33 protein-coding genes are annotated in these 25,223 nt (G+C 33.9%); 11 read left to right on the forward strand and 22 right to left on the reverse strand.

Annotated elements, in window-relative coordinates; all coding sequences use genetic code 11:
• Nucleotides 1-46 precede the first annotated feature (46 nt).
• The 3 genes from DMB92_RS00890 to DMB92_RS00900 are packed head-to-tail and all read right to left on the reverse strand — an operon-like array spanning nucleotide 47 to nucleotide 1,720.
• Nucleotides 47-538, reverse strand: coding sequence for a hypothetical protein (locus DMB92_RS00890; RefSeq protein ID WP_142681160.1), 492 nt, complete (start codon nucleotides 536-538; stop codon nucleotides 47-49).
• Between the two features lie 42 nt (nucleotides 539-580).
• Nucleotides 581-1,060, reverse strand: coding sequence for a hypothetical protein (locus tag DMB92_RS00895; RefSeq protein WP_142681161.1), 480 nt, complete (start codon nucleotides 1,058-1,060; stop codon nucleotides 581-583).
• A gap of 15 nt (nucleotides 1,061-1,075) precedes the next feature.
• Nucleotides 1,076-1,720, reverse strand: coding sequence for an outer membrane beta-barrel protein (locus tag DMB92_RS00900; protein ID WP_142681162.1), 645 nt, complete (start codon nucleotides 1,718-1,720; stop codon nucleotides 1,076-1,078).
• A gap of 172 nt (nucleotides 1,721-1,892) precedes the next feature.
• Here DMB92_RS00900 and DMB92_RS00905 point away from each other — a divergent pair, with 172 nt between their 5' ends.
• Nucleotides 1,893-2,105, forward strand: coding sequence for a transcriptional regulator (locus DMB92_RS00905; RefSeq protein WP_142681163.1), 213 nt, complete (start codon nucleotides 1,893-1,895; stop codon nucleotides 2,103-2,105).
• A 143-nt stretch (nucleotides 2,106-2,248) separates the two neighbouring features.
• Here DMB92_RS00905 and DMB92_RS00910 read toward each other — a convergent pair whose 3' ends face one another.
• From DMB92_RS00910 to rpiB, 14 genes are all read right to left on the reverse strand, one after another.
• The gene (locus tag DMB92_RS00910) at nucleotides 2,249-2,740 is read right to left on the reverse strand and encodes an ankyrin repeat domain-containing protein (RefSeq protein WP_142681164.1); all 492 of its coding nucleotides are present in this window, start codon (nucleotides 2,738-2,740) and stop codon (nucleotides 2,249-2,251) included.
• A gap of 66 nt (nucleotides 2,741-2,806) precedes the next feature.
• Nucleotides 2,807-4,231, reverse strand: coding sequence for a catalase (locus tag DMB92_RS00915; RefSeq protein ID WP_142681165.1), 1,425 nt, complete (start codon nucleotides 4,229-4,231; stop codon nucleotides 2,807-2,809).
• A gap of 82 nt (nucleotides 4,232-4,313) precedes the next feature.
• Nucleotides 4,314-5,051 (reverse strand): TIGR02757 family protein, encoded by a 738-nt coding sequence (locus DMB92_RS00920; RefSeq protein ID WP_142681166.1) that lies wholly within the window; start codon nucleotides 5,049-5,051, stop codon nucleotides 4,314-4,316.
• On the reverse strand, nucleotides 5,045-6,883 hold the full coding sequence (gene flgK / locus DMB92_RS00925; protein WP_142681167.1) for a flagellar hook-associated protein FlgK: 1,839 nt from the start codon (nucleotides 6,881-6,883) through the stop codon (nucleotides 5,045-5,047). Before flgK ends, DMB92_RS00920 begins: the two co-directional genes overlap by 7 nt.
• 13 nt (nucleotides 6,884-6,896) lie before the next feature.
• On the reverse strand, nucleotides 6,897-7,331 hold the full coding sequence (gene flgN, locus DMB92_RS00930; RefSeq protein ID WP_142681168.1) for a flagellar export chaperone FlgN: 435 nt from the start codon (nucleotides 7,329-7,331) through the stop codon (nucleotides 6,897-6,899).
• 45 nt (nucleotides 7,332-7,376) lie between these two features.
• On the reverse strand, nucleotides 7,377-7,577 hold the full coding sequence (locus DMB92_RS00935) for a flagellar biosynthesis anti-sigma factor FlgM (protein ID WP_142681169.1): 201 nt from the start codon (nucleotides 7,575-7,577) through the stop codon (nucleotides 7,377-7,379).
• 55 nt (nucleotides 7,578-7,632) lie between these two features.
• Nucleotides 7,633-7,983 (reverse strand): hypothetical protein, encoded by a 351-nt coding sequence (locus DMB92_RS00940; protein WP_142681170.1) that lies wholly within the window; start codon nucleotides 7,981-7,983, stop codon nucleotides 7,633-7,635.
• On the reverse strand, nucleotides 7,983-9,032 hold the full coding sequence (locus tag DMB92_RS00945; RefSeq protein ID WP_142681171.1) for a flagellar basal body P-ring protein FlgI: 1,050 nt from the start codon (nucleotides 9,030-9,032) through the stop codon (nucleotides 7,983-7,985). Before DMB92_RS00945 ends, DMB92_RS00940 begins: the two co-directional genes overlap by 1 nt.
• 367 nt (nucleotides 9,033-9,399) lie before the next feature.
• Nucleotides 9,400-10,503, reverse strand: a complete 1,104-nt coding sequence (gene ychF, locus DMB92_RS00950; RefSeq protein WP_142681172.1) for a redox-regulated ATPase YchF — start codon at nucleotides 10,501-10,503, stop codon at nucleotides 9,400-9,402.
• A complete protein-coding gene (locus DMB92_RS00955) occupies nucleotides 10,503-11,951 on the reverse strand; it encodes a leucyl aminopeptidase (RefSeq protein ID WP_142681173.1) in 1,449 nt (482 codons plus the stop codon). Before DMB92_RS00955 ends, ychF begins: the two co-directional genes overlap by 1 nt.
• Entirely contained in the window at nucleotides 11,948-12,574 is a 627-nt protein-coding gene (locus tag DMB92_RS09105) for a DedA family protein (RefSeq protein ID WP_185900139.1), read from the reverse strand. Before DMB92_RS09105 ends, DMB92_RS00955 begins: the two co-directional genes overlap by 4 nt.
• A 3-nt stretch (nucleotides 12,575-12,577) precedes the next feature.
• Nucleotides 12,578-13,132 (reverse strand): adenine phosphoribosyltransferase, encoded by a 555-nt coding sequence (gene apt, locus DMB92_RS09110; protein WP_185900140.1) that lies wholly within the window; start codon nucleotides 13,130-13,132, stop codon nucleotides 12,578-12,580.
• The gene (locus tag DMB92_RS00965; protein WP_142681174.1) at nucleotides 13,129-13,461 is read right to left on the reverse strand and encodes a hypothetical protein; all 333 of its coding nucleotides are present in this window, start codon (nucleotides 13,459-13,461) and stop codon (nucleotides 13,129-13,131) included. Before DMB92_RS00965 ends, apt begins: the two co-directional genes overlap by 4 nt.
• On the reverse strand, nucleotides 13,455-13,895 hold the full coding sequence (gene rpiB / locus DMB92_RS00970) for a ribose 5-phosphate isomerase B (protein WP_142681175.1): 441 nt from the start codon (nucleotides 13,893-13,895) through the stop codon (nucleotides 13,455-13,457). Before rpiB ends, DMB92_RS00965 begins: the two co-directional genes overlap by 7 nt.
• Before the next feature lie 162 nt (nucleotides 13,896-14,057).
• On the opposite strand from rpiB, the gene DMB92_RS00975 reads away from it, so the two are divergent.
• The 7 genes from DMB92_RS00975 (at nucleotide 14,058) to DMB92_RS01005 (ending at nucleotide 19,503) form a co-directional block, all read left to right on the forward strand.
• Nucleotides 14,058-14,612: a CheB methylesterase domain-containing protein gene (locus DMB92_RS00975; RefSeq protein ID WP_142681176.1), complete on the forward strand. Its 555-nt coding sequence runs from the start codon at nucleotides 14,058-14,060 to the stop codon at nucleotides 14,610-14,612.
• A 5-nt stretch (nucleotides 14,613-14,617) separates the two neighbouring features.
• Complete coding sequence (locus tag DMB92_RS00980) at nucleotides 14,618-15,412, forward strand: CheR family methyltransferase (protein ID WP_142681177.1); 795 nt, start codon at nucleotides 14,618-14,620, stop codon at nucleotides 15,410-15,412.
• Between the two features lie 120 nt (nucleotides 15,413-15,532).
• Nucleotides 15,533-16,261 (forward strand): amino acid ABC transporter ATP-binding protein, encoded by a 729-nt coding sequence (locus DMB92_RS00985; protein WP_142681178.1) that lies wholly within the window; start codon nucleotides 15,533-15,535, stop codon nucleotides 16,259-16,261.
• Nucleotides 16,262-16,281: 20 nt separating this feature from the next.
• Entirely contained in the window at nucleotides 16,282-17,073 is a 792-nt protein-coding gene (locus DMB92_RS00990) for a transporter substrate-binding domain-containing protein (RefSeq protein WP_260604700.1), read from the forward strand.
• A 5-nt stretch (nucleotides 17,074-17,078) separates the two neighbouring features.
• Complete coding sequence (locus DMB92_RS00995; protein ID WP_142681179.1) at nucleotides 17,079-17,798, forward strand: amino acid ABC transporter permease; 720 nt, start codon at nucleotides 17,079-17,081, stop codon at nucleotides 17,796-17,798.
• Between the two features lie 4 nt (nucleotides 17,799-17,802).
• Nucleotides 17,803-18,483, forward strand: coding sequence for an amino acid ABC transporter permease (locus DMB92_RS01000; RefSeq protein ID WP_142681180.1), 681 nt, complete (start codon nucleotides 17,803-17,805; stop codon nucleotides 18,481-18,483).
• Between the two features lie 90 nt (nucleotides 18,484-18,573).
• On the forward strand, nucleotides 18,574-19,503 hold the full coding sequence (locus DMB92_RS01005; protein WP_142681181.1) for a ribose-phosphate pyrophosphokinase: 930 nt from the start codon (nucleotides 18,574-18,576) through the stop codon (nucleotides 19,501-19,503).
• A 41-nt stretch (nucleotides 19,504-19,544) separates the two neighbouring features.
• Here DMB92_RS01005 and DMB92_RS01010 read toward each other — a convergent pair whose 3' ends face one another.
• Together DMB92_RS01010 and DMB92_RS01015 are read right to left on the reverse strand one after the other, a co-directional pair.
• On the reverse strand, nucleotides 19,545-19,925 hold the full coding sequence (locus DMB92_RS01010) for an acyl-CoA thioesterase (RefSeq protein WP_142681182.1): 381 nt from the start codon (nucleotides 19,923-19,925) through the stop codon (nucleotides 19,545-19,547).
• A complete protein-coding gene (locus DMB92_RS01015; RefSeq protein ID WP_142681346.1) occupies nucleotides 19,925-20,332 on the reverse strand; it encodes an acyl-CoA thioesterase in 408 nt (135 codons plus the stop codon). The genes DMB92_RS01010 and DMB92_RS01015 overlap by 1 nt, the downstream gene beginning before the upstream one ends.
• An 89-nt stretch (nucleotides 20,333-20,421) precedes the next feature.
• Between DMB92_RS01015 and ciaB the strand changes: the two genes are divergently transcribed.
• The 3 genes from ciaB to cysK all read left to right on the forward strand — a co-directional run bounded on the left by ciaB (nucleotide 20,422) and on the right by cysK (nucleotide 23,731).
• Nucleotides 20,422-22,263, forward strand: a complete 1,842-nt coding sequence (gene ciaB, locus DMB92_RS01020) for an invasion protein CiaB (RefSeq protein WP_142681183.1) — start codon at nucleotides 20,422-20,424, stop codon at nucleotides 22,261-22,263.
• Between the two features lie 128 nt (nucleotides 22,264-22,391).
• On the forward strand, nucleotides 22,392-22,688 hold the full coding sequence (locus tag DMB92_RS01025; protein ID WP_142681184.1) for an HU family DNA-binding protein: 297 nt from the start codon (nucleotides 22,392-22,394) through the stop codon (nucleotides 22,686-22,688).
• A gap of 131 nt (nucleotides 22,689-22,819) precedes the next feature.
• Nucleotides 22,820-23,731 (forward strand): cysteine synthase A, encoded by a 912-nt coding sequence (cysK, locus tag DMB92_RS01030; RefSeq protein WP_142681185.1) that lies wholly within the window; start codon nucleotides 22,820-22,822, stop codon nucleotides 23,729-23,731.
• A gap of 32 nt (nucleotides 23,732-23,763) precedes the next feature.
• Here the strand turns inward: cysK and DMB92_RS01035 are convergent, their stop codons facing one another.
• The 3 genes from DMB92_RS01035 to DMB92_RS01045 are packed head-to-tail and all read right to left on the reverse strand — an operon-like array spanning nucleotide 23,764 to nucleotide 25,147.
• Nucleotides 23,764-24,306 carry an SCO family protein gene (locus tag DMB92_RS01035; protein ID WP_260604701.1) on the reverse strand — a complete coding sequence of 181 codons (543 nt, stop codon included), beginning with the start codon at nucleotides 24,304-24,306 and terminating at the stop codon, nucleotides 23,764-23,766.
• Between the two features lie 2 nt (nucleotides 24,307-24,308).
• Complete coding sequence (locus tag DMB92_RS01040) at nucleotides 24,309-24,773, reverse strand: hypothetical protein (RefSeq protein WP_260604702.1); 465 nt, start codon at nucleotides 24,771-24,773, stop codon at nucleotides 24,309-24,311.
• Nucleotides 24,770-25,147: a copper chaperone PCu(A)C gene (locus DMB92_RS01045; RefSeq protein WP_185900141.1), complete on the reverse strand. Its 378-nt coding sequence runs from the start codon at nucleotides 25,145-25,147 to the stop codon at nucleotides 24,770-24,772. The genes DMB92_RS01040 and DMB92_RS01045 overlap by 4 nt, the downstream gene beginning before the upstream one ends.
• Nucleotides 25,148-25,223: the final 76 nt, after the last annotated feature.

Here is a 25,223-nt window from a genome sequence, read left to right on the forward strand (position 1 = left end):
AGGGAATGTTTTTTGTAAGTTAGAGCTAGGATAAATTTATCCTAGCTTAGTTTTTTATATCTTGGATCGCTTTTAAGCAAGTTTCTTTATCTACAAGCTCTATTTTAGCTCTACCTTGCAACCAGCCTTGAGCTACCGAGCTTTCAAAGCAGTAAATTTTATTTATTTGTGGGAAAAAGTTTATTCTAGTCTCTGATTCTGAGCGAGCAAAAAGATAGGCTTGTTTTGCGTTGCTTGACTCTAAGTCTATATGAGCATAGTTATTTCTTGATGAGCTGAAAAAATTACCCAAGTTTTCATCATCTAAGCCGACACTTACTGCGTATTTTATCGCTAGACCCATTATAGAACCCCCTCTATAAATGTAAATTCTTGATTTATTTTCAGGTGGATTAGCTAATACATCTTCATTTTCAACATTAAATGCGTATTGATCTGTTTGTTCTTTTGTGTAGTTTATGCTATGATTTGATACACAAGCACTTACCAAAATACCTAAGATTGAAACCACAAGTAAATTTAAGATTTTTTCATTCATTATCCTTATTATAATCCCTTATAATTTTATAAGCGATTGATATTATTTGATTTTTGTGAGTTTTGAGCGTTGTTCATCTGTTAGATCTTCTATCAAAGTGATGACAACTTCTTTATCATTTCCACTAACTCCTTCTCCCTCAGGCTTTAAGACATACATAGCACCCGTTATAGGATCAAATACAAGCCAACCGATAAAACCTCCGTAAACAAGATTTCCAGCTAAATACCAACCGCTTAGTCTGGAGTTAAGCTCAAAGCTTACTGTTTTATAGCCTTGTTTTGTTACTTCTATGGTGTATTTTTGAGCTTTAAAATATCCATTGCCTCTTTCCAGTTTGACCCTAGTTGGAGTTGTATAGTTGCCTACATTCACTCCATTGGCATTTTTTATAACTATGCTCGCACCGCTTGGATTAGAAGTAAAATTTGTAGTTTGATCAGAACCATTTATAAAAGTGGCACAAGCACTCACCAAAATACCTAAGATTGAAACCGCAAGTAAATTTAAGATTTTTTTCATTTTTTCTCCTTATTTTTAAAATTCAAAGTCATAAATGTAGCGTACAAGAATTGAGAAATTTTCTTTCACACTTACTTTATAGGTATTTGTTTCACCCATAACAATCTCATTAGAAAAAGGAATTTTAGCTCCTACTTCTAAATTACTATTTTGCTCTTTCATTCTCCAGCCTAAATTTAAGCCCATAGAGCCACCACTTTTATCTTTGTTTGCTGGAAAAACATCAGTAAAGGTATCACTATAAGAATAATTTGTGTAATTTAGACCTGCAAAAATACCTTGAGAGCTTTTGGACTTATCTTTATAGTTCCAAAGCACATCAATATTAGCCCCAAATTTTGTATAAGGGGCATATTCTCTGTCTCCCCAGCCATTTTCTACTACGGAAGTATTGCCATTAGCCTCGGCATAGGCACGAAGTCCAAGAGTATCCGTAAAGAAGTGTTTGTAGCCAAGTAAGACACCAAGACCCACACTCGAGCCCATGCTTGAGCCTGTGCCTTTATATACAAAGATCCCTCCATTTGTGTATTCACCCTCAGCTTCACGGGTTACCATACCTATATTTACTTGTCCGCCTACAAAAATAGCACTTTTTTCCGCATGGACAAAAGGACATAGCGATAATACAGCAAAAATCGCAACTAAAATTTTTTTCAACTTTCCTCCTTTTAAAAAAATATAAACTTGGTATTTTTTCTAGATTTTCCTTAAAATAAAACACTTGATATATGCTATTTATAAATATAAAAATATTGAATATTTCAAGTGTTTTTTATAAAGAAATTTTTATGTAGAATAAAAATCAAAAAAATTGATTTTGAGGATAAAAGTGGCTAAAAAAACTAAGCGTGATATGGCTTATCATTTAGATGTAGATGTAAGCACCTTGTATAATTGGCGTAAATATAAGCCAAATTTATATCGTATCGTTATGCTTGGTTTTAAATTTGATGAACTTTTAGAACAAAGCAAGAAAAATTATGAGGATTTGTTAAATTTAGACGAGCTTATCAAAGATGAAATCCAAAAATTTAAAAACTAACTATATTTGCTACAATACCTTAATCTAGCCTATCCATGGCTTTTTAAGTTAATTTTAAAAACGGCATTTTACAAGGGCTATTGATTAAAAAAAGATCTTAAAAATAGTTATATTATAAAATGATGATAAAAGCTTATCATCATTTATCTTTTAAATAGCTTCAAAGCGTAAAAACTAAGCCTTTTAAGAAGGCTTTTTTTAGAAGATTGAAGTAAAAACTGAGCCACTTCTTTTCGCCCAAACATTACCGCAAAAGTGTAGGGCGTCATTCCTAAGCCATTGTTTTCATCGATATTTGCTCCGTGTCCTACCAAAAGTTCGCACATTTTTAGGTGTCCCTTAAAACAAACTCCAGCCAAAGGAGTTTGCCCACGATCGTTTTTCTCATCAACCCTTGCGCCGTTTTCTAGGAGCATTTTAGCTGTGTTAAAAGAATTATTATAAGCTGCTAGCATTAAAAGGCTGTCACCTTTGTGTGTTTTTAAATTTACGCTAAGTCCTGCTTTTATCATCATTTCAAGATTTTCGCATTCATCATTTCTAGCGTAATCAAAAGCCATTTTTGCAAGCTCTTTAAATCTTTTTTCTTCTTCCTCACTCAAAAAATTATCTTTTAAATTTGTATTTGCACTCATTTTTCTTCCTTTTATGAACTTTATCCTGCCAACTTAAGGAGCTACAAAGTTAGCAGGTAAAACTCATTAAGCTTTTAAAGCGTTTTCAACACCTTTTTTATACTCAGGTGCGATTTTTTCAAAATGAGCTAAAGCCTTATCGATGATAGCCTTTTCAACGCCTTGCATAGAAGCTGCGATATTAGCAAAAAGCTGATTTTTTTGACTTTCATTCATGATATTAAAGAGTGCGCGTGGCTGGGTGTAAAAGTCATTATCAAGCGGAGCGTATCTTTGAGCGCCACCCTCTAAATTTAAATCAGGCTCAAGATAGCTTTTATCTTCTTTTGGACTATCGCTAAAGCTGTTTGGCTCATAATACGCCGCACCATTTTTATAAGTATCAAAATTCATTGCACCTGCGACATTGTAGGTATTTACCTCGCTTCTGGCACGATTTACAGGAAGCAAGTGATAGTTTGTCCCTATGCGGTATCTTTGAGCGTCAGGATAGCTAAAAATTCTTGCTTGAAGCATTTTATCAGGGCTAAATCCAATGCCCGGGACTATATTGCTAGGACTAAAGGCAGCTTGCTCAACTTCGTTAAAGTAGTTTTCTGGGTTTTTGTTAAGTACCATTTCGCCAACATCAATCAAAGGCACTATGCTGTGTGGCCAAATTTTAGTAAGATCAAAAGGATTAAAACCAAGTTTATCAGTGTCATTTTCAGCTAAAATTTGAAGTTGGACCTTCCATTTTGGAAAATCTCCTTTATCTATGGCTTCATAAAGATCTCTTTGATGACTTTCTCTATCTTTTGCGATGAGTGCTTCAGCTTCAGCATTTGTAAGATTTTTGATACCTTGCATGGTTTTAAAGTGAAATTTTACCCAAAATCTTTCGTTTTTATCGTTGATAAAGCTATAAGTATGGCTTCCAAAGCCGTGCATGTGGCGGTAGCTTGCAGGGATACCACGATCACTCATCAAAATGGTAACTTGATGAAGTGCTTCAGGGCAAAGTGTCCAAAAGTCCCAAGCTGCATTTGCATTTCTTAAGTGAGTTCGTGGATCTCTTTTTTGGGTATGAATAAAATCAGGGAATTTATACGCATCGCGTATGAAAAAAGTAGGGGTGTTATTGCCTACCAAATCCCAATTTCCCTCGCGTGTATAAAATTTGATCGCAAAGCCACGAACATCTCTTTCTCCATCAGCTGCACCTGCTTCTCCTGCAACGGTTGAAAAGCGTAAAAAAAGTGGGGTTACCTCGCCCTTAGCAAAAACCTTTGCCTTGGTAAATTTACTTAAATCAGCTGTGATTTTAAGCTCTCCATAAGCAGCACTTCCCTTAGCATGAACAGTTCTTTCTGGGATTCTTTCTCTGTTTTGATGAGCAAGTTTTTCAAGCAAAAGATAATCTTGCATTAAAAGAGGTCCTTTTGCACCTGCGCTGAGTGAGTTTTGGTTATCAGCGATGATATTACCAAAATCGTTAGTCATTTTTTTCATTTTTTTCTCCTAAACAATAATTTTTATTGATTGAGAAATTATATCTATATAAAATTAAAATTTTATTAAATAATAAAATTTATTAATTATTTTTTAATTGTCCTAGCCTATAAAGAGCAAAATCATATTTACAAGGATCATTTGGGCTAAATTTTTTAAGAGCAAAGGTAAGTTCTTCTACAGCCTTAAAATCATAAATTTTTCTTGTCATGAGCTTAAAATCAAGAGAAACCCTATGAGTATGAGTATCTAAGGGTATAAGTAAATCTTTAGTATGTATCTTAGTAAAAAGTCCCATATCTAGCTCATCTTTTCTAACCATCCACCTAAGATACATATTTATGCGTTTGAAAGTACTTTTTGGTATGGTATCAAAGATTTTTCCAAAGAAAAAATTGTAACCGTAACTTTGATAAGGATTGAGTTTATAAATTTTTTCTAAAAAAGCTTTTATAGCCTCAGTGATATTTTCATTTTTCAAATACGCTTTTGTAAAAAGCTCATTTAAAGAAATTTCTTGCTTTAATCTTCTTAAGCTAATAAAAATTTGAGCAATATCTTTTTCATTTTGAAATCTATATTTTAAACCCTTGCTTTCTTTTATGATTTTATTTTCATTTGAATCAAGCAAGGAAAAGTCAAGTTTTTTAAGAAAATTGAGTATATTTCTTGCATTTCCATAGGCGAATAAAGCACACAGCAAGGCTATGAACTCATCATTATAAATTTTAGCTATTTGCAGAGGATCAGCTTCTTCATAAAGAGCTTGAATGTTGTTTTTATCAGCACTCAAGCTATCTAAAAGTGCTTTCACTAGGATTTTAGTCCAAGTAGGGTATCAAGCATTTGATCAACAGTGGTAACAACCTTTGAAGCAGCCCCATAACTTGTTTGGTATTGAATGAGTGCTGCAAGTTCTTCGTTGGTATTAACTCCATTTAAGGATTGAAATTCCTCATACACAGCATTATAAAGTGCTGTGTTGGTATTATGAGTCATATTATTTGCTTCTCCTGTTGAAGCTATGCTTCCTGTAAATTTTCTATAATAACCATCTAAAGACTTTGTATCTACTGTGCCATCTGGATTATAAAAATTTATTTTTTGATATTGTAACTGAAGCATAGCATTAGCTATATCATTATCTCCGTCAGTCCCATTTTTACTTGCCTTAAGAACACTTGGATCTGTTATAAGTTCGTCTCTTACGCGGATATTATTTGCATTTGTTCCGCTAAAAAAGCCTCCTATGCTAAAAGCTCCTGCAAAATTTGTCCCATTATCTTGTATGGCAACTTTAAAACCGGGATTTTTAAAATTAATTTGAAAAACTCCATTATTGTTTCTAAAATCATAATTATAATTTGCCGTAAGATAGTCATCAACATCGTTTGTGGTGTTATTGTCATTATTATCATCTGTGTTTGAATTTATTTGATCTACGATATCTTGCATTGTTGTATTGATGTTGATAGTAATGGTTTTTTTATTTACTTCTTGTCCCTTATCATCATAGATAATCACATCAAAAGTTCCTGTTTGGATATTTTTATCATAATTAGTTAAAGTTGTATCATCAGTAAGATATGATAAAGTGTCAGATTGAACAGAACTTTTTGCTGATGAGGCGTAGATATTATTTGCATGAGTGATCAAGGTTTTTGCAAAGGTATTTAAATCGTCCTTGTAGCCTTGCAAAATGCCTCCATCATATCTTTGGGTTTTCTTATCATATGTCCTTCCTCTAAGTTCCAGCTGAGCACCAATTTTTCCACCTGAAAGCTTATCTGTCATATCAACTATCTTCTCATCTCTCGTTTGATAGACTATCCTATGATCGCCACTGACTTCATCTGTAATGATTTGCAAAGGGATAAAGCTTTCCCCATCAACTAAAACATGTCCTTCAAGAGTAAGATTGTAGTTTCTTCCTCCATCAGTCATGGTGGATTCAAAACGACTAGTTTGAGTTAATATGCTTTTTGAGGCTACTCCACTAACGAGCTTTGAAAGTGTAAGTTCAAGCTCATCTCTTCTATCTCTTAGCTCATTAGCATGATCAGTATCCAAAACTTCTTGTCTTCCAATCTGCTTGTTTAAATTTGCGATTTCCTTACCTACGCGATTGATTTCATCAACGGTATTAAAAATATCCTCATTGATTGTTTTTTGAATTTTATCAAGATCAGCATAACTTCTGTTAAGGCTTTCAGTAAGAGTTTGAGCAACTTTGATTAAATTTTGTTTTACAGCCCCATCATTTGGGTTTGAGGCAAAATTATTCCAAGCTGCATTATAGTTTTCTAAATCCGCCAAAACACCGCTTAACTGAACATCAGGAAATCTTTTTGCAATTTCTTCAAGCTTGGTTTTCATATAAGAGGTGTATTCAACCTTTGTTGTTCCATCTTTGAGTTTAACATAGGAGTATTCATCATGCAAACGAACTATGGCATCTATGTTTGTTCCCATGCCAAGTTCTAGCCCATTTCCTATGTTGTAAAATCCTGCCGTTGTTTGTATGGCTTTTTGTCTTGTATAAAAGGTACTATTGGCATTGGTTATGTTATTTCCGGTTGTAGAAATTTGAATTTCAGAAGCTTTTAAGCCTGTAACGCCTTTATCTAAGGTAGCAAAAATATTATTTCCCATTTTTTATCCTTTTTTATACATTAAGCTTGAACAACGACTCAGGAGTTGTCTTTTTATCTCCATAAGCATTATTCGTTCCACTTCCGTTATCAAACATAGTATTTAATAAACCATCTAAAAAATCTTTCACGATCAGCACATATTTTGCGTATTCTTTATTGATTTTATGAAGTTCTTGAAGTCTTTGTTTAAAAGAAGCAAGCTTTTCCTTGTCCTCATCATCTAAAATTTCAGCTAAATTCTTACTTCCATTTTCGCTAAGCTCTAGCAAGCTTTGGTCAATTTGTTTTTTTACATTTGTAAATTTTTGAATAAGGGCTGTTTTTTTATCTACACTAGCTTTGACGCCGGAGTGTTTTCCAGCTTGAATTTGAGTGATATCATCTTCAGTAAGAGCGATAAGCTCATCAAGTATTGTATTTGCGTTTTCTAGATATGTTTTGATCATTTTATTTTCCCTTCTTTTAGATGAACTCAAAAAAGGGAAAATAACTTAAAGCAAAGAATCAGCAATAGCTTCAGCAGTAGCTTTGGTGTCTAATTTATATTCACCATTTTTGATTTGCTCAGCTATTTTTGCTAGCTTCGTATTTTCAGTTTTTTGAGTCTCGTTCGTTTTTGACTCTTTATCTGTTTTGTTTATATTTGCGTTATTTATGCTTGAAGCATAACTTTGATTTATCCCGCTAATCATCTTTGTCTCCTTAGTTTTTATGCTTTTAAGCTAAATCGACAAAACCTAAAAAAACTTAACCCCTTTCTTTTAAAAAATCAAATAATAATTGAGAAAAACCTATACCCCCACTCAAAGCCTTGCTCATGGTATCATTATACATAGATGAGTAAATATCATCACTAGCATCTTTTTCAAAGATACTCGCCTTGTTTTTCATGGAAATATCAAGCACGGTTTTAATCAAAAAACTTTCAAAAGCATCTGTTTGTTCTTTTAAAGCCTTGTCAAATTCCTCTTCTTTTTTACTATCTTTGCTCGAAAACTCCGCCTTAGAGTAGTTTTTACTTGCCTCATAAGAGCGTTTAGAGCTGTCATTTAATATAGCATTGCTATTATAATTTGCTAAAAAATTATCTACTTTCATTAGATCACCTCCAACTCGGCATTTATAGCCCCAGCTCTTTTTAAATTTTCCATGATAGTAATGATATCATTTGCACTTGCACCTATTTTATTTAACATTCTTGCTATATTTGCTACCGTGGTTTTAGCAGATGTTATCCTTAGGGTGTTTGAATTTGGATCTATTATACCGCCATCTTTCATATCAACCTCGCCAGCTGCAAGTTCTGCTTGGCTATTTGGTTCTATTTTTATCGTGATACCCTTGTTTGTGATGACTATGGGCTCAACTTCTATATTTACTCCAGCGATTATAGTCCCACTTCTTTCATCTATGATGATTTTATTTTCAGGCGTATAGCTTATATCTTGTTCTAAAACTTGAGCCATAAAATCAACCGCTGACATATCATCAGGTCTCATAAGCTTAATGGTTCTTGAATCCACTGCTTGTGCAACTTGATTGCCAAAAGATTCGTTTAAAATTCTTTCTATATCACTTGCTGTTTTAAAATCAGCATTTTTAAGGCTAAGGCTTAGATCTTGCGTATCAACAAAATTTCTTGGAATTTCTCTTTCAACATTTGCTCCTGCTATGATAGAAGCACTTGTGGAGTGATTTCCTCCACGCCCACCAGCTCCACCTGAAATACCTCCAACAGAAATAGATCCTTGTGCTATGGCATAAATTTCTCCATCAATCCCTCTTAAAGCGGTAAGTAGGAGTGTTCCGCCTTGCAAAGATTTTGCATCTCCCATTGAAGAAACGGTTATATCAAGCTTATCTCCACTTTTTGCAAAGGCTGGAAGTTTCGCTGTTACCATAACTGCTGCTGTATTTTTGGATTTGATATCACTTGGATTGACCTTAATGTTCATACCTTGAAGTAAATTTGATATGGATTGAATGGTAAATTCGCTATTTGAGCCATCACCTGTACCATTTAGCCCCATAACCAAGCCATATCCTATGAGTTGATTATCTCTAACACCTACTGTGTTGGCTATATTTTTTATCTGCACTGCATTTAAACCGAGGCTTAAAAGCAAAACTCCTAATAAAGCTTTCATTGATTGTCCCCTAATCTTATTTTATGCTTATAAAGCAAAAAGAGTTCCAAATTTTAATTTAATAAGGATTTTTGATTTATAAATATAATTTCTCGGCTTAAATTTATATTTTAATTTTTTAAAAATCTTAAATTATTTGCTTAAATATAAATCAAGATTTATTATAAAATTTGAGATTTATTTTTAACTTTTGTGTTTTTTAATTCTTTGTTATTTTTGGTCATAGTGTTTAATGTTTAATTTTCGTAAAGCAAATGAAAGATTAATATTCTGCTATAGTAAATTTGCCTGATGAGATTTTACTACTTTTGAAATATTTTAGAAATTTTAAGATAAATACTTGAGTATTTTCACTTCTTGTTTTAACTTAAACATTAAATCTAAAATGCATAACATCGCCGTCATTTACGACATAGTCCTTGCCCTCAAGGCGTAGTTTTCCAGCTTCTTTAGCCTTTGCTTCGCCGCCAAATTTAACAAAATCCTCATAAGAAATCACTTCAGCTTTGATAAAGCCCTTTTCAAAGTCATTATGTATCACGCTTGCAGCCTTTGGAGCTTTAAAGCCCTTTGTGATAGTCCATGAGCGAACTTCGATTTCTCCAGCTGTAAAATAGCTAATAAGCCCAAGCTTAGCAAAGGCTACGCGAATAATTTGCTCAAGTCCGCTATCTTCAGCACCTAAGGACTTTAAAAGCTCGTTACTTTCACTATCGCTTAGGGCTATCATCTCTTCTTCGATCTTTGCACAAAGTTTGATCACTTCGTGATTGTTTTTGGTGGCATAATCTTTCAAAGCTTTTACAAAGTCATTATCTCTTAAAAGTCCGTCTTCATCGACATTTGCCCCATAAATTACCTCTTTTGCTGAAAGTAGTCTTAGTTCTTTATTTAAAGCCTTAAAAATTTCACTATCTTTAGCCTCAAAAGAGCTTGCACTAAGCCCTTTGTTTAGGTGTTCGAGCAAGGAATTTGCAAGCTCTAAGCTTTCTTTTGCACCCTTTAAATTTGCCTTGGCGTCTTTTGCAAGCCTTTCTATTTTTTTACTCACTTGTTCGATATCAGCTAAAATAAGTTCTGTATTGATAATCTCAATATCCCTGATAGGATCAACTCCACCTTCAACATGTGTGATATTTTCATCTTCAAAACAGCGAACGATATGCAAGATAAGTTCGGTTTCTCTTATGTTTGAAAGAAATTTATTGCCCAGACCCTCGCCCTTGCTTGCACCTTTAACAAGTCCTGCGATATCTACAAATTCAATGACAGAATGCACGATCTTAGAAGGCTTTGCTATTTTTGCAAGTGCTTTTAAGCGAGGATCAGGTACAGGAACTAAAGCCTTATTTGGCTCTATAGTGCAAAAAGGGTAGTTGGCACTTTCAGCATTTTGCGCCCTTGTAAGAGCATTAAAAGTCGTGGATTTACCCACATTTGGTAAGCCTACAATGCCAACTGAAAGACCCATTATTTGCTCCTTGAAAGTTTAAGTAAATATGCAAGACACATTCTTACACCAGCACCGCCAGCTCCAAAACTAGTATAACCCCAATTTTTCTCCACATAAGCAGGACCTGCGATATCAAGATGTAGCCACTTGTCTTTATACTCTTTGCGTATAAATTTATCAAGGAAAAGCCCAGCGGTTAAAGCACCACCATAACGACTTGAAGAAGAATTACTCACATCAGCGACATTTGAGTCTATAAGTTCATGTAAATATGGATTAAAATGAAGAACGCAAGTGTATTCTCCACTTCTTTTACTTGTTTCATAGAAAGCATTTTGAAGCTCTTCATTGTTGCCTATAATAGCACTTGTATATTCTCCAAGTCCCACTACGCAAGCTCCTGTTAAGGTTGCCATATCAATGAGTAAATCAGGTTTTAAATCCTGTGCATAAGAAAGACAATCAGCCAAAACTAAACGCCCTTCAGCATCTGTATTTTTAACCTCTATACTTACACCCTCTCTAGAAATAAGTACATCATCAGGTTTATAAGCATTACCACCGACCATATTTTCAGCTGCACCCAAGATAGAATGCACTTCAAGGTTTAAATTAAGTTCGCTTACAGCTTTTATGATCGCCATAGCTGCTGCTGCACCGCTTTTATCAGCTTTCATTGTAAGCATATTTGCAGCTTGTTTTAAGCTCAAGCCCCCTGTATCATAAGTTAAGCCCTTTCCAACAAAGATAATTCTTTGTTTGGCTGTTTTTGGTTTATAGCTTAGATGAATGAGGCGTGGAGGGTGAACAGAAGCGCGGTTTACTGATAAAAACGCATTCATTTTTTCTTTTTCTAAGAATTTTTCATCATAGATTTTGCAAGTGATATTTTTATGTGTTTTTGCTAAATTCTCAGCATCCTTTGCCATAGTCAAGGAGGTATAGTTTTGCGGTGTTTCATTGACTATATCTTTAGCAAAATTTGTTGCGTTTGCTGTGATTTCACCAATTTCAAGTCCAAGTTTAGCTTCTTCAATGTCAAATTTTTGATTATTAAGCTCTGTGCTTGAAACGATGATTTTTTCAAGAGCTGTGCTTTTTTTCTCAGCCTTATATTTATCAAATTTGTAGTTTGCAAATTTAAAACCCTGCACAAGACTAGCAAAGCTCATAACGACGCATTTTCCAAGTATGCTCGGTGTTTTTAGACTTTTAACATTAAGTTTTTCTAAAGTTTTATAAGCAGAACAAAAAGCAAGTCTAATATCTTCGTACTCAATTCCCTTAAGTTCAACAAAAAGCCTTTTATTTGCAAGATCAAGACAAACTCCTTCGCCTTTGTAATTTGTAAGCTCAAAAAGCGTTTTTGCGTCCTTGAATGCTTTTATATTCTTATCTTGAACAAAGACAAGTTCAAAGTCAGCCTTTATAGCTTCCAACTTTTTGTTTTGTAATTCAAATTTCATGTTTTCTCCTTGTATTGTGTTAGATTGTGATGAGAAGCATCTCGTTTTTTTAGTATCGATTTTTCCATTTGTTTAAAGCCAAAAATCATCAAAGATAAAAATCCAAGAATTAGCATTGCAGCATAATACCAATGTTGCTCAGCCCATTTTACAAATTTCCAAATTTCTTCTCCAAAATACCAAGCCAAAAGTATAGTTATACTTGCCCAAGCCCATGCACTAAAAAGGTTGATAATAGCAAATTTCTTAGCACTATAACGAGTAATACCTATGCTCATAGGTATAATGGTTCTAAAGCCATACATGTAGCGTTGTATAAAGATGATAGGCCAGCCAAATTTTTGCAAAAGCAAATGTGCAACGGCAAATTTACGGCGTTGGGTTTTGAGCTTTTTTTGAATATATTTTTTATTGTAGCGACCTATATAAAAATAAATTTGATCACCCACAAAGCCTCCAAGTCCTGCTACAAATATGATCATGGCGATATTAACATGTCCTTCATGAGCAAAAATTCCACCCAAGATCAAGGCAAGCTCGCCCTCTAAAATGCACCATAAAAAGATGATAAGATAAGCCAAGTGTTGATAGTTAAAAAGGAGTTCTTTTAAATATTCTTCCATGAACTAAAACTCCACAACACTATAAACTGAAGTATAATCAGTAAGTTTCTTAGATCCACCAAGCCCAACCAAGTCGATCAAAAAACAAGCCTCTACACACTGAGCTTTAGCTTTTTTGATCAGCTCATAAGAAGCAATAGCTGTGCCTCCTGTAGCTATGAGATCGTCAACCAAAAGCACCCTAGCATCCTTTATCCCACAAAAAGCATCTTGATGAATTTCTATTTTGTCTGTTCCGTATTCAAGCTCATAGGAGCAAGAAAAGGTTGCACTTGGAAGTTTTCCTGGTTTTCTTATAGGAACAAAGGGGATATTAAGTTTTGCACACAACAAGGCAGCAAAGATAAAACCTCTGCTTTCAGTACCTGCTATAAAATCAAGCTCCATATTTTTATATCTTTTTTGAAGATGATCAAGGAGAAAAAACAAAACTTTTTTATTATTTAATAAAGTGGTGATATCTCTAAAAATTATGCCCTCTTTTGGGAAATTTGGCACAACGCGTATAGCATCTGTTATGAGTTTTTTTTCTTCTGGTTTTAAGGTAATGTCTGTCATAGTAGAGCCTCGATTTTTGCTTCTAGTTCTTTGATTCTTTGTCTAAGTTTATCATTTTCAAGTCTATATTGAGAGTTTCTTGTTCTAAGCGAGGTAAGATCTGCTTTGATTTTATTTAATTCTTCGGTCAAGATGTCTATATTTCCAAGGCTTCTTTGAAGTTGGAGTTGAAGCTTTCTAATGATGATTTCGGTGTCATCGAGATTTTTTTTGATAAAGTCTTTAGAATTTTTTTCTTTGGTTAATAGCGTCTTGTAATACAAAAGCATGACAAGTAGGTAAAGACAAGCACAAATGAGTAAAGTGAGTGTTAACCAGTCAGTTAGCATTGATTTTCCTCGATCTTTTGAATTCTTTTCATGTGTCTGTTTCCCTCAAATTTAGTGTTGATAAAAATTTTTACAAGCTCACAGGCAAGCTCTATACCGATAAGTCTGCCACCTAGAGCCAAAACATTAGCATCATTGTGTCTTCTAGCAAGACTTGCACTTAAGCTTTCATTGCATAAGGCACAGCGGATATTTTTATGTCGATTTGCCGCGATTGAAATCCCTATGCCTGTACCACAAATCAAAATCCCAAAACTTTTTTCATCAATTTTTGAGCTTAGCAAGTGAGCAAAGTCTGGATAATCACAACATTCGTTTGTATGAGTTCCTAAATTTTCAAAAGCAATGTCATATTTTTCCAAAAAGGAACAAATTTTTTCTTTGAGTTCAAAACCTGCATGATCACTAGCAATGAAAATTTTTTCTCTGAGCATAAATTTCCTAAAATTATTTTAAAAAGTCTCATTCTAGCATAATAAAATATACAATAAGTTTCACTTTGACGAAATTTTGCAATTTTTTCATTTTTTTAAGCAAAAATATAAAATGTTTATGCAAGAATTCTGTGTTCTAATACGAGTTTTAAGGAAATGTTAATGAAAATTATATTGATAGGCTCTTCAACAGGGGGTCCTAATCAACTTAAATTTTTGCTCAATGATGTGGATATCAAAACTTGCAGTGTTGTTATCGCTCAGCATATGAGTGTAAAATTTATCCCTTCTTTTATCAACCAGTTTGACAAAGAGGCTGTAAGTAAAGTAAGCATGTTAAAAGACAAGGAAAGCTTGAGTAATCAAATTTATATTTGTCAAAGAAATACGATTTTAACAGGGAATTTAAATTTAAGTGCCGAATTTTCTGAGGAGCAAACAACTTTTAACCCAAATATCAATCTTCTTTTTGATTCAGCTGTGCCTTTAAGTAAAACTAATAAAATTTTAGCCATAGTCTTGACAGGAATGGGAGATGATGGAGCTTCAGGTTTGTTTAATCTCTACAAGGCAGGGGTAAAGTGTCTGTGTGAAAATGAGGAAGATTGCGTTGTTTATGGCATGCCAAAAAGAGCGAAGGATCTTAATCCTAATCTTAGACCAATGAGCTTAATAGAAATCAAAACAGAAATTGTAAAATTTATCAATCAGGAATAATATAAATGGAACAAAAAAAATTTAGTGATATGGAATTTAATGAGTTTATCAAATACATTAACGACATTAGCGGTATTGACTTAAGTGAAAAGAGAAATGCCCTAGATATCAAGATCACAAGCTTTTTAAAAGAGATGAATTTACAAAGTATTAGGGAATTTTTAAATAAAATAAGATATGACAAGGAGCTTAGACAAAAAACGCTTGATTTTGTAACCGTTAATGAGACCTATTTTTACAGAGAACTTTCTCAGCTTAAAGAAGCTGTATATTATATAAAGAGTTTAAATCGCCCAACAAGTGTTTTAAGTGCACCCTGTTCAAGTGGAGAAGAGGTGTATTCCTTTGCTATACTTGCAGCTTTAAATGCTGTCAAAGACTTGCATATTACAGGCATTGATATAAATAGAAAAATGATACAAGAGTGTAAAAATGCAAGTTATGAGGGACGTAGCTTGGATCGTTTAGGTGAGGCTGAAAAAAGAAGATATTTTACCAATGATGAGGGTTCTGTTTATAAGGTAAAAAAACAAGAATTGTGTCGTTGTCGCTTTGAGCTTTGTAATGTTTTTGATGATGGCTTTTTAAGACTTGGAAATTTTGATGTGATTTTGTCAAGAAATATGATGATTTATTTTGATTATGAGAGTAGAGTAGAGCTTATGCAAAGATTTCACAAGATCGGTAATGCTGGAGCAAGATTTTATGCCGGCAACTCGGATCAGATCCCTGATACACCGTATTTTACAAAGGTTTTTGTGCCAAGGGGTGGAAGCTATTATGTGCGTAATGAAATTTAAGTGAGTAAATTTTGCTTTTTATCTAAACTTTCTCATACCCTTTTATCCATTTTGACTTGAAATTTAAACAAAATTCTGTTATAATCCTAAATAATACTAATTTACTCAAGGATAAATTAATTGATAGAACTCAAGAATGTAAATAAATACTACGGCAAGCATCATGTCTTAAAAAACATAAATTTAAGCGTTAAGGACGGAGAAAAACTCGTCATCATAGGACCTAGTGGAAGCGGGAAAAGCACGACTATTCGTTGTATGAACGGGCTTGAGGAGGTAAGTTCTGGCGAGGTCATCGTTGGAGGCATTAAGCTTACGGCTAAAACCAAGACTGAAATTTGCAGAAAGTATTGTGCTATGGTATTTCAGCATTTTAATCTTTACCCTCATATGAGCGTTTTAGAAAATTTAACCCTAGCTCCTATAAAGCTTCAAAAAAAGAGCAAAAAAGAAGCCGAAGAAACTGCTTTTAAGTATCTTAAAGTCGTGGGCTTAGAAAATAAAGCAAATGTCTATCCCGCTACGCTTTCAGGCGGACAACAACAGCGTGTTGCTATAGCAAGAAGTCTTTGCACTAAAAAGCCTTATATACTCTTTGATGAGCCTACCTCAGCACTTGATCCAGAAACCATACAAGAGGTTTTAGATGTCATGCGTGAAATTTCTCATCAAAGCAATACAACCATGGTCGTAGTAACTCATGAAATGGGTTTTGCAAAAGAGGTGGCTGATAGAGTTGTATTCATGGAAGATGGTGCGATCATCGAAGAAAATACTCCGGCAAATTTCTTTGAAAATCCACAAAGTGAAAGAACGAAGATCTTTTTAAGCAAGATTTTAAAACATTAAATTTATAAAAAGGAGAAAAAATGAAAAAACTATATGTAGGTTTAATGCTTGGATTTGGGCTTTTAGCCTTTACAGCTTGTGGTGGTGGCACAGAAAACAAAGCAGGCAATGCGACAGGACTTGAGGCGATCAAGGCTAAGAACGAACTTGTTGTGGGTGTTAAAAATGATGTTCCTCATTACGCACTCTTAGATCAAGCAACAGGCGAGATTAAAGGCTTTGAAATTGATATTGCCAAGGCTTTGACAAAGGAGATTTTAGGCGATGAAACTAAGCTCAAACTCGTGCCTGTGAATGCCAAAACAAGAGGACCCTTGCTTGATAATGGTAGTGTTGATGTTGTGATAGCAACCTTTACTATAACAGAAGAAAGGAAAAAGGCTTTTAATTTTTCTAAGCCGTATTATCAAGATGCTATAGGGCTTTTGGTACTTAAGGAAAAAGGTTTTAAAAGTATAGAAGATATGAATGAAGCAACGATAGGTGTAGCTCAAGGAGCAACAACCAGAAAGCTTGTGGGCGATTCAGCCAAGGATAAGGGCGTGAATGTCAAATTTAGCGAATTTCCTGATTATCCAAGTATAAAATCAGCCCTTGATGCAAAAAGAGTTGATGCTTTTGCTGTAGATAAGTCGATTTTGCTTGGTTATGTCGATGAAAAAAGTGAAATTTTACCAGATTCTTTTGCCCCGCAAGATTATGGCATAGTTAGTAAAAAAAGTAATGCAGAACTTGCTACTTTTATCGATCAATTTGTTGATAATAATACGGCTTTATTTGAAGAACTTGAAGCAAAATGGGAGCTTAAATAAGTCTTATGTTAAGAGATTTTTTAGCTCCGTTTATTGATGAGCAAAGCACTAATCCTTTTGCTGTTTCTAAATTTGTAAGCACCTTAGAACATGCGGAGTATTTTCTTAGTGGCTTTGCTTATACCTTGTCGGTAAGCTTTTTAGCCCTAGCTATAGCTTTGATCTTTGGTACTATTGGCGGGGTTATGGCTACAAGTAAGAGTAAGATTTTACGAGCTTATACTAGGATTTATGTTGAAATTTTCCAAAATACTCCTTTAGTCATACAAATTTTCTTTTTGTATTTTGCTTTGCCACCCTTGGGGATACATTTAGATGTGTTTTTGGTCGGAGTTTTAGGCGTTGGAGCTTATCATGGTGCTTATGTTAGTGAGGTCGTAAGAAGTGGGATACAATCAGTTCCTAAAGGACAATTTGAAGCCGCAAGCTCTCAAGGCTTTACCTATGTGCAACAAATGCGTTATATCATCGTGCCTCAAACCATAAAAATCATCTTGCCACCGCTTACAAATCAAATGGTCAATTTAATCAAAAATACCTCGGTTTTACTCATAGTCGCAGGAGGAGAGCTGATGTATCAAGCTGATATTTACGCAGGGGATAGCTTAAATTACGCTCCAGCTTATATCATCGCTGCGATTTTGTATTTTATCATTTGCTATCCTTTGGCGTATTTTGCAAAATTTTATGAAGATAGACTTAAAAAAGCTCATTTAGCGAGGTAAAATTATGGAAAATGTTTTTAATATACAAAATTTAGAGTTTTTATTTAAGGGTCTTGTTTTAAGTCTTATCATCGCCCTTGCAACCTGTGTTATTTCTGTGATTTTGGGAACTTTTTTAGCAATCACTAGAAATTATGGGGATAAAATAAGCAGAAAACTTGCCGCTTTTTATGTTGAGGTTTTTAGAAATTCTCCTTTACTTCTTTGGATGCTGGCTGCTGTTTTTGTTTTGCCTAGTTTTTTTCCTTTGCCGAGTTTTATTAGCAATGATTATGCGAGTGCTTTTTGGGGAACTATAGGCTTTAGTCTTTATACAAGCTCGGTTATGGCAGAAATCATACGCGGAGGTTTAAACTCAGTTCCTAAAGGACAATTTGAAGCTGCTTATTCTCAGGGCTTTTCTTCCTTTTTTACGCTTTTTTATATCATTTTACCACAAGCTTTTAGAAAGGCAATTCCTTCCATGCTTTCTCAAGTTGTCACCACTGTCAAGGATACCTCGTTTTTAGCAGGGCTTCAAATCGCAGAACTTACTTATCAATCAAAAATTTTGCTTGCTCAATTAAAAAGTTTTGAAGAAATTTTAGCTATGTTGGCTCTTGTTGCTACGATTTATTTTGTGATTTGTTTCTTTCTTTCCGTGCTTGTGAGGTATTATGAGAAAAAAACAGCTTATGCTTTTTAGCTTGTTTCCTAACATTTAAAGCCTGTTATTAAAGCAAGGTTTAACGAATTTTGTATTAAAATAGGCTCTAAATTTCTAAAAGGTTTTTATATGCGTGGTTATAAAATTTTCTCAGGCTCAGCAAATATAGAATTTGCAAAGTTAATCTCAAAATACCTTTCCTTACCACTAAGCGATGCGGGGATTAAGCGTTTTAGTGATGGAGAAATCAGTGTTCAAATCGATGAAAGCGTTCGTGGTAAAGATGTTTTCATTATCCAAAGCACTTGCGTTCCTACAAATGACAATCTCATGGAGCTTCTTATCTTAACTGATGCTTTAAAGCGTTCAAGTGCAAGCTCAATCACAGCTATTATCCCTTATTTTGGCTATGCAAGACAGGATAGAAAAAGCACCCCAAGAGTTCCTATCACAGCTAAGCTTGTGGCAAATTTGATCCAAACAGCTGGCATTGATAGAGTGGCTACTATTGATTTGCATGCTGGACAAATTCAAGGTTTTTTTGATATTCCTGTGGATAATCTTTATGGAAGTATTATTTTTAATGATTATATTAGGGCTAAAAATTTTAAAGATCCTATTATCGCAAGTCCTGATATAGGTGGTATTGCAAGGGCTAGAAGTGTTGCTAAGAGTTTTGATTTGGATATTGTTATTGTTGATAAACGCCGTGAAAGGGCAAATGAAAGCGAGGTTATGAATATCATCGGCAATGTCAAGGATAAAGATGTCATTTTAGTTGATGATATTATCGATACAGCAGGAACGATCACTAAGGCTGCAGAAGTTTTTAAGGAAAAAGGTGCAAAATCCGTCATGGCATGTTGCACGCACGCTGTTTTGAGCGGACCAGCTTATGAGAGAATTTCAAGTGGTGCCTTAGATGAACTTGTGGTTACTGATACTATCCCACTTAAACAAGAGCATTCAAAGATCAAGGTTTTAAGTGTAGCACCTATTTTTGGCGAGGTTATACGCAGGGTTTATCACAATGAAAGCGTAAATTCGCTTTTTATTTAAGAAGTTTTATCCCTGCTAGCTTGGCAGGGAATTATACAAATTTAAAGGCTTAAATTTTCCAAAACTATCTTTTTGCCATTTTCATCAAGGCTCACGAAGACTGATTTTGCACTAACTAATTTTTCATGCAAAATAAAACCTTCTTTTTGTAGTCTCTTGATGTCAATTTTCAAATCAATGCTGATTGATGTTCTTCCTGTTTTGGCTATATTGGCATAGCAAAGTATTAGATCCCCAACTAATATAGGCTTATGAAAACAAATTTCATCAAAGGACACGGTTACACTTCTTTTTTGCGTGAATTCTTTTACGGCTATACCTGCTGCTAGATCAAGTTGAGAAAGTATCCAGCCCGTTTTCATAATCCCGTAAGAATCAGCATCGCAAGCCATAGCTATCGTTTTAACTTGAGGACACTGCATTAAATAAATCCGTGAATTTTTTTAAGCTCAGGATCAATAGCCTTTTTCTTTCCATCTTTCGTAACACTTACAAAAGTTACTGTAGCTGAGGTTACAGGGACACAAAGCGTAAAGCCTTCTTTGTTGACACGATCAGCTATAACCTCTACTCTTATCGTCATTGAGGTATTGCCAACGGCTATGATTTTAGCATAACAGCATACGATATCGCCAACATAAACAGGTTCTTTAAAAACAACCTTATCCATACTCACGGTTACAGCTCTTTCAGGTGCAAGTTCCCTAGCTGCGATGCTTGCAGCTAAATCCACCTGAGACATGATCCAACCTCCAAAGATATTGCCTGCAGGATTTGTATCACTTGGCATAGCGACTATTTTAAGTTTTGCTTCACCCATATCTTTTATAGCTATTTGCTGTATGTTTTCTTGCATTATTACTCCTTATTTTGAAAAAAGTATTATAATAAAAATTCTATAACAAATAAGGATAAAAAATGAATAATTTTAAAGAACTTGCCAAGCTTGTCAAAAAACGCAAAGAAAAGATTAATGCTTTATATGAAAGTAGCCTAAAAACACAAAATTTAAGCGGAGAACTCCTCGAAGCTCTTCATCTTTGCGAGTTAAAACCCAGCAAAACTTTAATTTTAGCTATTTTACGCCGTTTTGTGGATATGAAAGAAGAAAATTTAGTGGAAGAATTTAAAAAAAATCATTTCTCAAAAGAAAAAATTATAAGTTTAAAGCACCAAATTTATGATCTTGTGTGCAAGTTTTATACTAAAGAACATGAGGCTTTGATCGCCCAAATACAAGATGAAAAGCTTGTTGATGATTTTTATCTTGCTTTGATACAAGGAGTGCATGAAATAGGGCTTGTGATGAATGATTTTCAAAAGGTTTGGACAAAACAGATCATCGAAACTAATAATGAAATTCTAGCAACCCAATTTCAAAGTCTTGATGAGGCTTTAGCTTTTTTGAAAAAGCAAAATTTATATCAAAAGGATAGAAACAACGAGCCTTGCGAAAGATGTTATGCAGCCTTAGTTAGGATAGGGCAGATGTGGAAAATTTCTCCTTATGCACAAATTTTTGAAAACGAAATTCTGCGTTTAGAATACGCTTTTGATGTGATGATACAAAGGCTTCAAAATTTAGCAAAGCAAGAAGATGAATACGCTTATATAACCTATCTTGAAAAATTAAAACTTGCTTTTTGTCAAAAGGATAATGATGAAGTGATACGATCTTGGCAAGAAGCTGAACTTGCTTGGATGAGCGTAAGATCGCCTTTGCAAATCGGACACCCTTTGGAGTATTATGAGGATAATTATACGCATGCAGTCGCTCTTGAATGGGACATTAGACTTGCTGATGAGAGTGATTTTGATGCTAAAGAATTTAACACACAAATCAAAGAAAGCTTTAACAAGCTTTATAACAATACAAATTTACAAGATGAAAATTTACAAACTGAGGTCATGTCAAACCTTGAAAAAACACAGCTTTATATCTGCATGCCTATGATTTATTATGGTGCTGAAATGAATGGACTTTTTTCAGCTCAGGTTGTCCCAAATGATGAATTTGTAAGTTCTAAGGCGGGTAAGAAAATTTTTGCATTTTTAAATTTTGTATATGAAAATGCAAAAACTAAGCCCTTTATGAAAATTTCAAGTCAGGTTTTTGATAAGGAATTTTTGGACTATGGGAGGGAAATTTTATTTTATAAAGAAGAAATTTGGAAAAAGGTTTATGAAGTTTCAACCATAGGTCATGAGTTTGGGCATATCTTTTTTATAGCTAAGGATAGTGAAAAAAAGATGAATGAAAGCGGAGTTTTTAAAAACATAGAAGAATTTAAGGCAACAAGTGGAGGGCTGATGAATTTCTTTTTTCATGAAAAAGAAGAGCTTAAAATGCCTGTTTTTCATGAACTCATTAAAAGAGCTGTGGGGCTTATTGCTTGGCAAAGGGTTGAGGAGGTAAAGCCTTATTATACTGAGGGCTTGATACATCTTAGCATACTTTTTAGAAGTGGAGTTTTGGAATTTGAAGGCAATCAATTAAAAGTTGATTTTTCTTTAAGATCTTATGAAAACTTTAAAGAAGAAATGATAAGAGTATATATCAAGCTTGCGAAATGCTATATGAAAAGGCTTGATGCTTGGGAGTTTTTAAAGCATTTTTGTAAATTTGAGGATCAAATTTTTCTTCCTCTTGATGAAAAGTGTGAAAAATTTGTAAAATATTATTATGATTTACATGAACAAATGGGCAATGAAATCGATGAAAGTGGAGAATTTGAAAAATATAAGGCTAAAATTGCATAAATTTTTCGACAAAATGCAATAAAATAGCCATTTTTTACAAAAAATTATGAAAAAAAGCCTAAATTCTCTTGCTAAGTCTTTTAAAATGTGCTAGAATTAGGAACTTTAATTTTAGAAAAGGAGCTTTTATGACTAAAGCAGATTTCATTTCAAAAGTTGCTCAATCTTCTGGGCTAACAAAAAAAGATGCTACTGCAGCAACTGATGCGGTTATTGCTACAATTACTGAGGTTTTAACTAAGGGTGATACAATCAGCTTCATCGGTTTTGGAACATTTTCAACAGCAAAAAGAGCTGCTAGAACAGCTAGAGTACCAAGTACAGGAAAAACTATCGAAGTTCCAGCTACTAAGGTTGCTAAATTTAAAGTAGGTAAAAACCTTAAAGAAGCTGTTGCTGGCGTTAAAGCTAAAAAGAAAAAATAATTTTTTAGGCTAGATTTTCTAGCCTCCCTTTCACTTTCTCCTTACTTATTCTCAATTTTATCCTAATTTTATCTCTTTTAAAGTTTAAGATTGTAAAATTTATGCACAAAAATCTTAAATAAGGAGCTTTCATGAAAGTTTATGATAATGTTACCGAACTTATCGGTAGGACACCTTTAGTGGCTTTAAAAGGTTTTGGTGAAAATTTATATGGCAAATGCGAGTTTTTAAATCCTAGCCATTCTATCAAAGATAGGGCTGCTTTTGCTATGCTTAAAAGAGCATTAGATGAGGGTAAGATTAATAAAGACACGACCATTATAGAATGCACAAGTGGAAATATGGGTATATCTTTAGCTATGATAGTTGCGGCTTTGGGATTAAAGCTTATTATTACTATGCCTGAGTCTATGAGTATAGAAAGACGAAAAATGATGATACTTTTTGGTGCAAAGCTTGAACTTACTCCAGCAAGTGAGGGTATGAAAGGAGCTTATGATAAGGCTTTAGCGCTTCAAAAAGAAATTCCAAATTCTTTTATTCCGGCTCAGTTTGAAAACGAAGCAAATAAAAATACGCACAGAGAAAATACAGCTATGGAAATTTTAAATGATTTGGATGGTAAAATTGATATTTTCGTGGCAGGTTTTGGAACAGGTGGGACTATTAGCGGTGTTGGCGAGGTTTTAAAAGAAAAACTCAAAGATAAGATAAAAGTCATCGGCATAGAGCCTGTAAGCTCTCCTTTACTTAGCGAAGGAAAGGCTGGTCCTCATAAAATTCAAGGCATAGGAGCGAATTTTATCCCAGCTATTCTTAATAAGGGTGTGATTGATGAGATCAAAACTATATCTAATGAAGATGCGATCAAAACAGCCCAAGAACTAGCACGCAAAAATGGTTTAATGGTGGGTATTTCAAGCGGTGCAAATGTCTTTATTGCTTCACAGCTTGCTTTAGAAAATCCAAACAAGATCATTGTAACCATGCTTAATGATACAGCAGAAAGATATCTTTCAACCGATCTTTTTAATACCCTGTAGCTTGGGATAAAAATTTAAATTTATCTTTAAATTTATTTTTCAAGAAAAGCTTTCAAGTCTCTTTGTAAGCTTTTTTGGCTTAGATCTTTGATTATTTTTACAAGCTTTCCTTTTTCATCAAACAAAAAAATATCATTACTATGAGCGATAGTATATTCAAGTGCAGAGTCTTCAAGTTTTATTTTTTCATAAGCGACATTATAATTTCGCGTTATTTTTTTAAGTTCTTCTTCATTTTCGGCGATCAAAGCGGTAGAATTTGGATAAAAATACGCTAGCCATTCGTTTGTTTGCGTGAGCTTATTATCTCTTTGTGGATCAAGGCTGATAAAGAGTAAAAAAGGTTTTTCATCAAAGTTTTTAAGCTCTTTTGAAAGTAGGGCAAGGGTAGCAGGGCAAACATCAGGACAAAAAGAAAATCCAAAATACACAATAACTTTTTGTCCCCTAAAATTTGCTAATCCTAATTCCCCTTGAGCTGATCGCAATCTAAAATCATAGCGATCAAGACTATCACACGCTACAAAATAAGATAAAGTTAATACTAACGAAAGATAAAAAACTATTTTTTTCAAATTCATTTCTTTACATCAAAATCAAAATAAAATCCTAAAGGCTTATCTCCATCAAAAAGTTCAGCCCTATAACGCATAAGATCTAAGGGACAAGTGCTGATAACTATGCTTGATTTATAGTCTTCATGATTTATTTTTTCAAATTCAGGAATAATTTCCCCCATATACATGTTAAGGGCATATATTTTTGCATTTAGATGATTATAATTGCCTAAATTTTTGATATATAAGATATTTTCATCAAGACTTTGTATAGGTTTTTTTTGAAACTCAACAAATATTTGTCTTTCTTTAAAATTATACTCGCAAGATTTTTGATTTAAATCACAACTTAAGCTTTGTAGATTTTTAGTATCTATTAGCTCTCTTTTTCCTTGATTTTGCTCGGTTTGATAATTTTTTAGCATAAGAAAGGCAAAAATCAAAACAAGAGCGAAGATTAAAAGTGGAAAAATTTTTCTTATCAATGCAACATACTTTTGGCTGAGATATTTTTAATTTCAAAATTTGAGCCATCGTCAAATCGTAAGATAAGATCAATTTTATCTTTGTCGCTAATAGGTTTTTTAAGATTTAAGAGCATGATATGATCGCCATGTGATTCAAATTTATGCGTGGTATGAGGCTTTATAAGTATTGATTGAAGTTTGAGCATGATCATTTGCCCCTTTTCTTTTTTATGGGTGTGAAGTTCGACAAGTTCGGCATTTTGAGTGCTTGCTCCTATAAGTTTGAGTTCTTTATCGCTATGATTGATAAGATCAAGAAAGATGGCTGAGTTTGTTTGATTTGGTGCGGTAGTAAGAACAAAGGCGTTTTTGATTTCGATTAACTGGTGCATTTCTTCTGCTTTTGTTATGGACATAAGGAAAAAAAGACATAAGATAAGGAATTTTTTCATTGTATTTAGCCCTTTT

Origin of the sequence: Campylobacter sp. MIT 99-7217, from assembly GCF_006864365.1 — a bacterium.
Classification (GTDB): domain Bacteria; phylum Campylobacterota; class Campylobacteria; order Campylobacterales; family Campylobacteraceae; genus Campylobacter_D.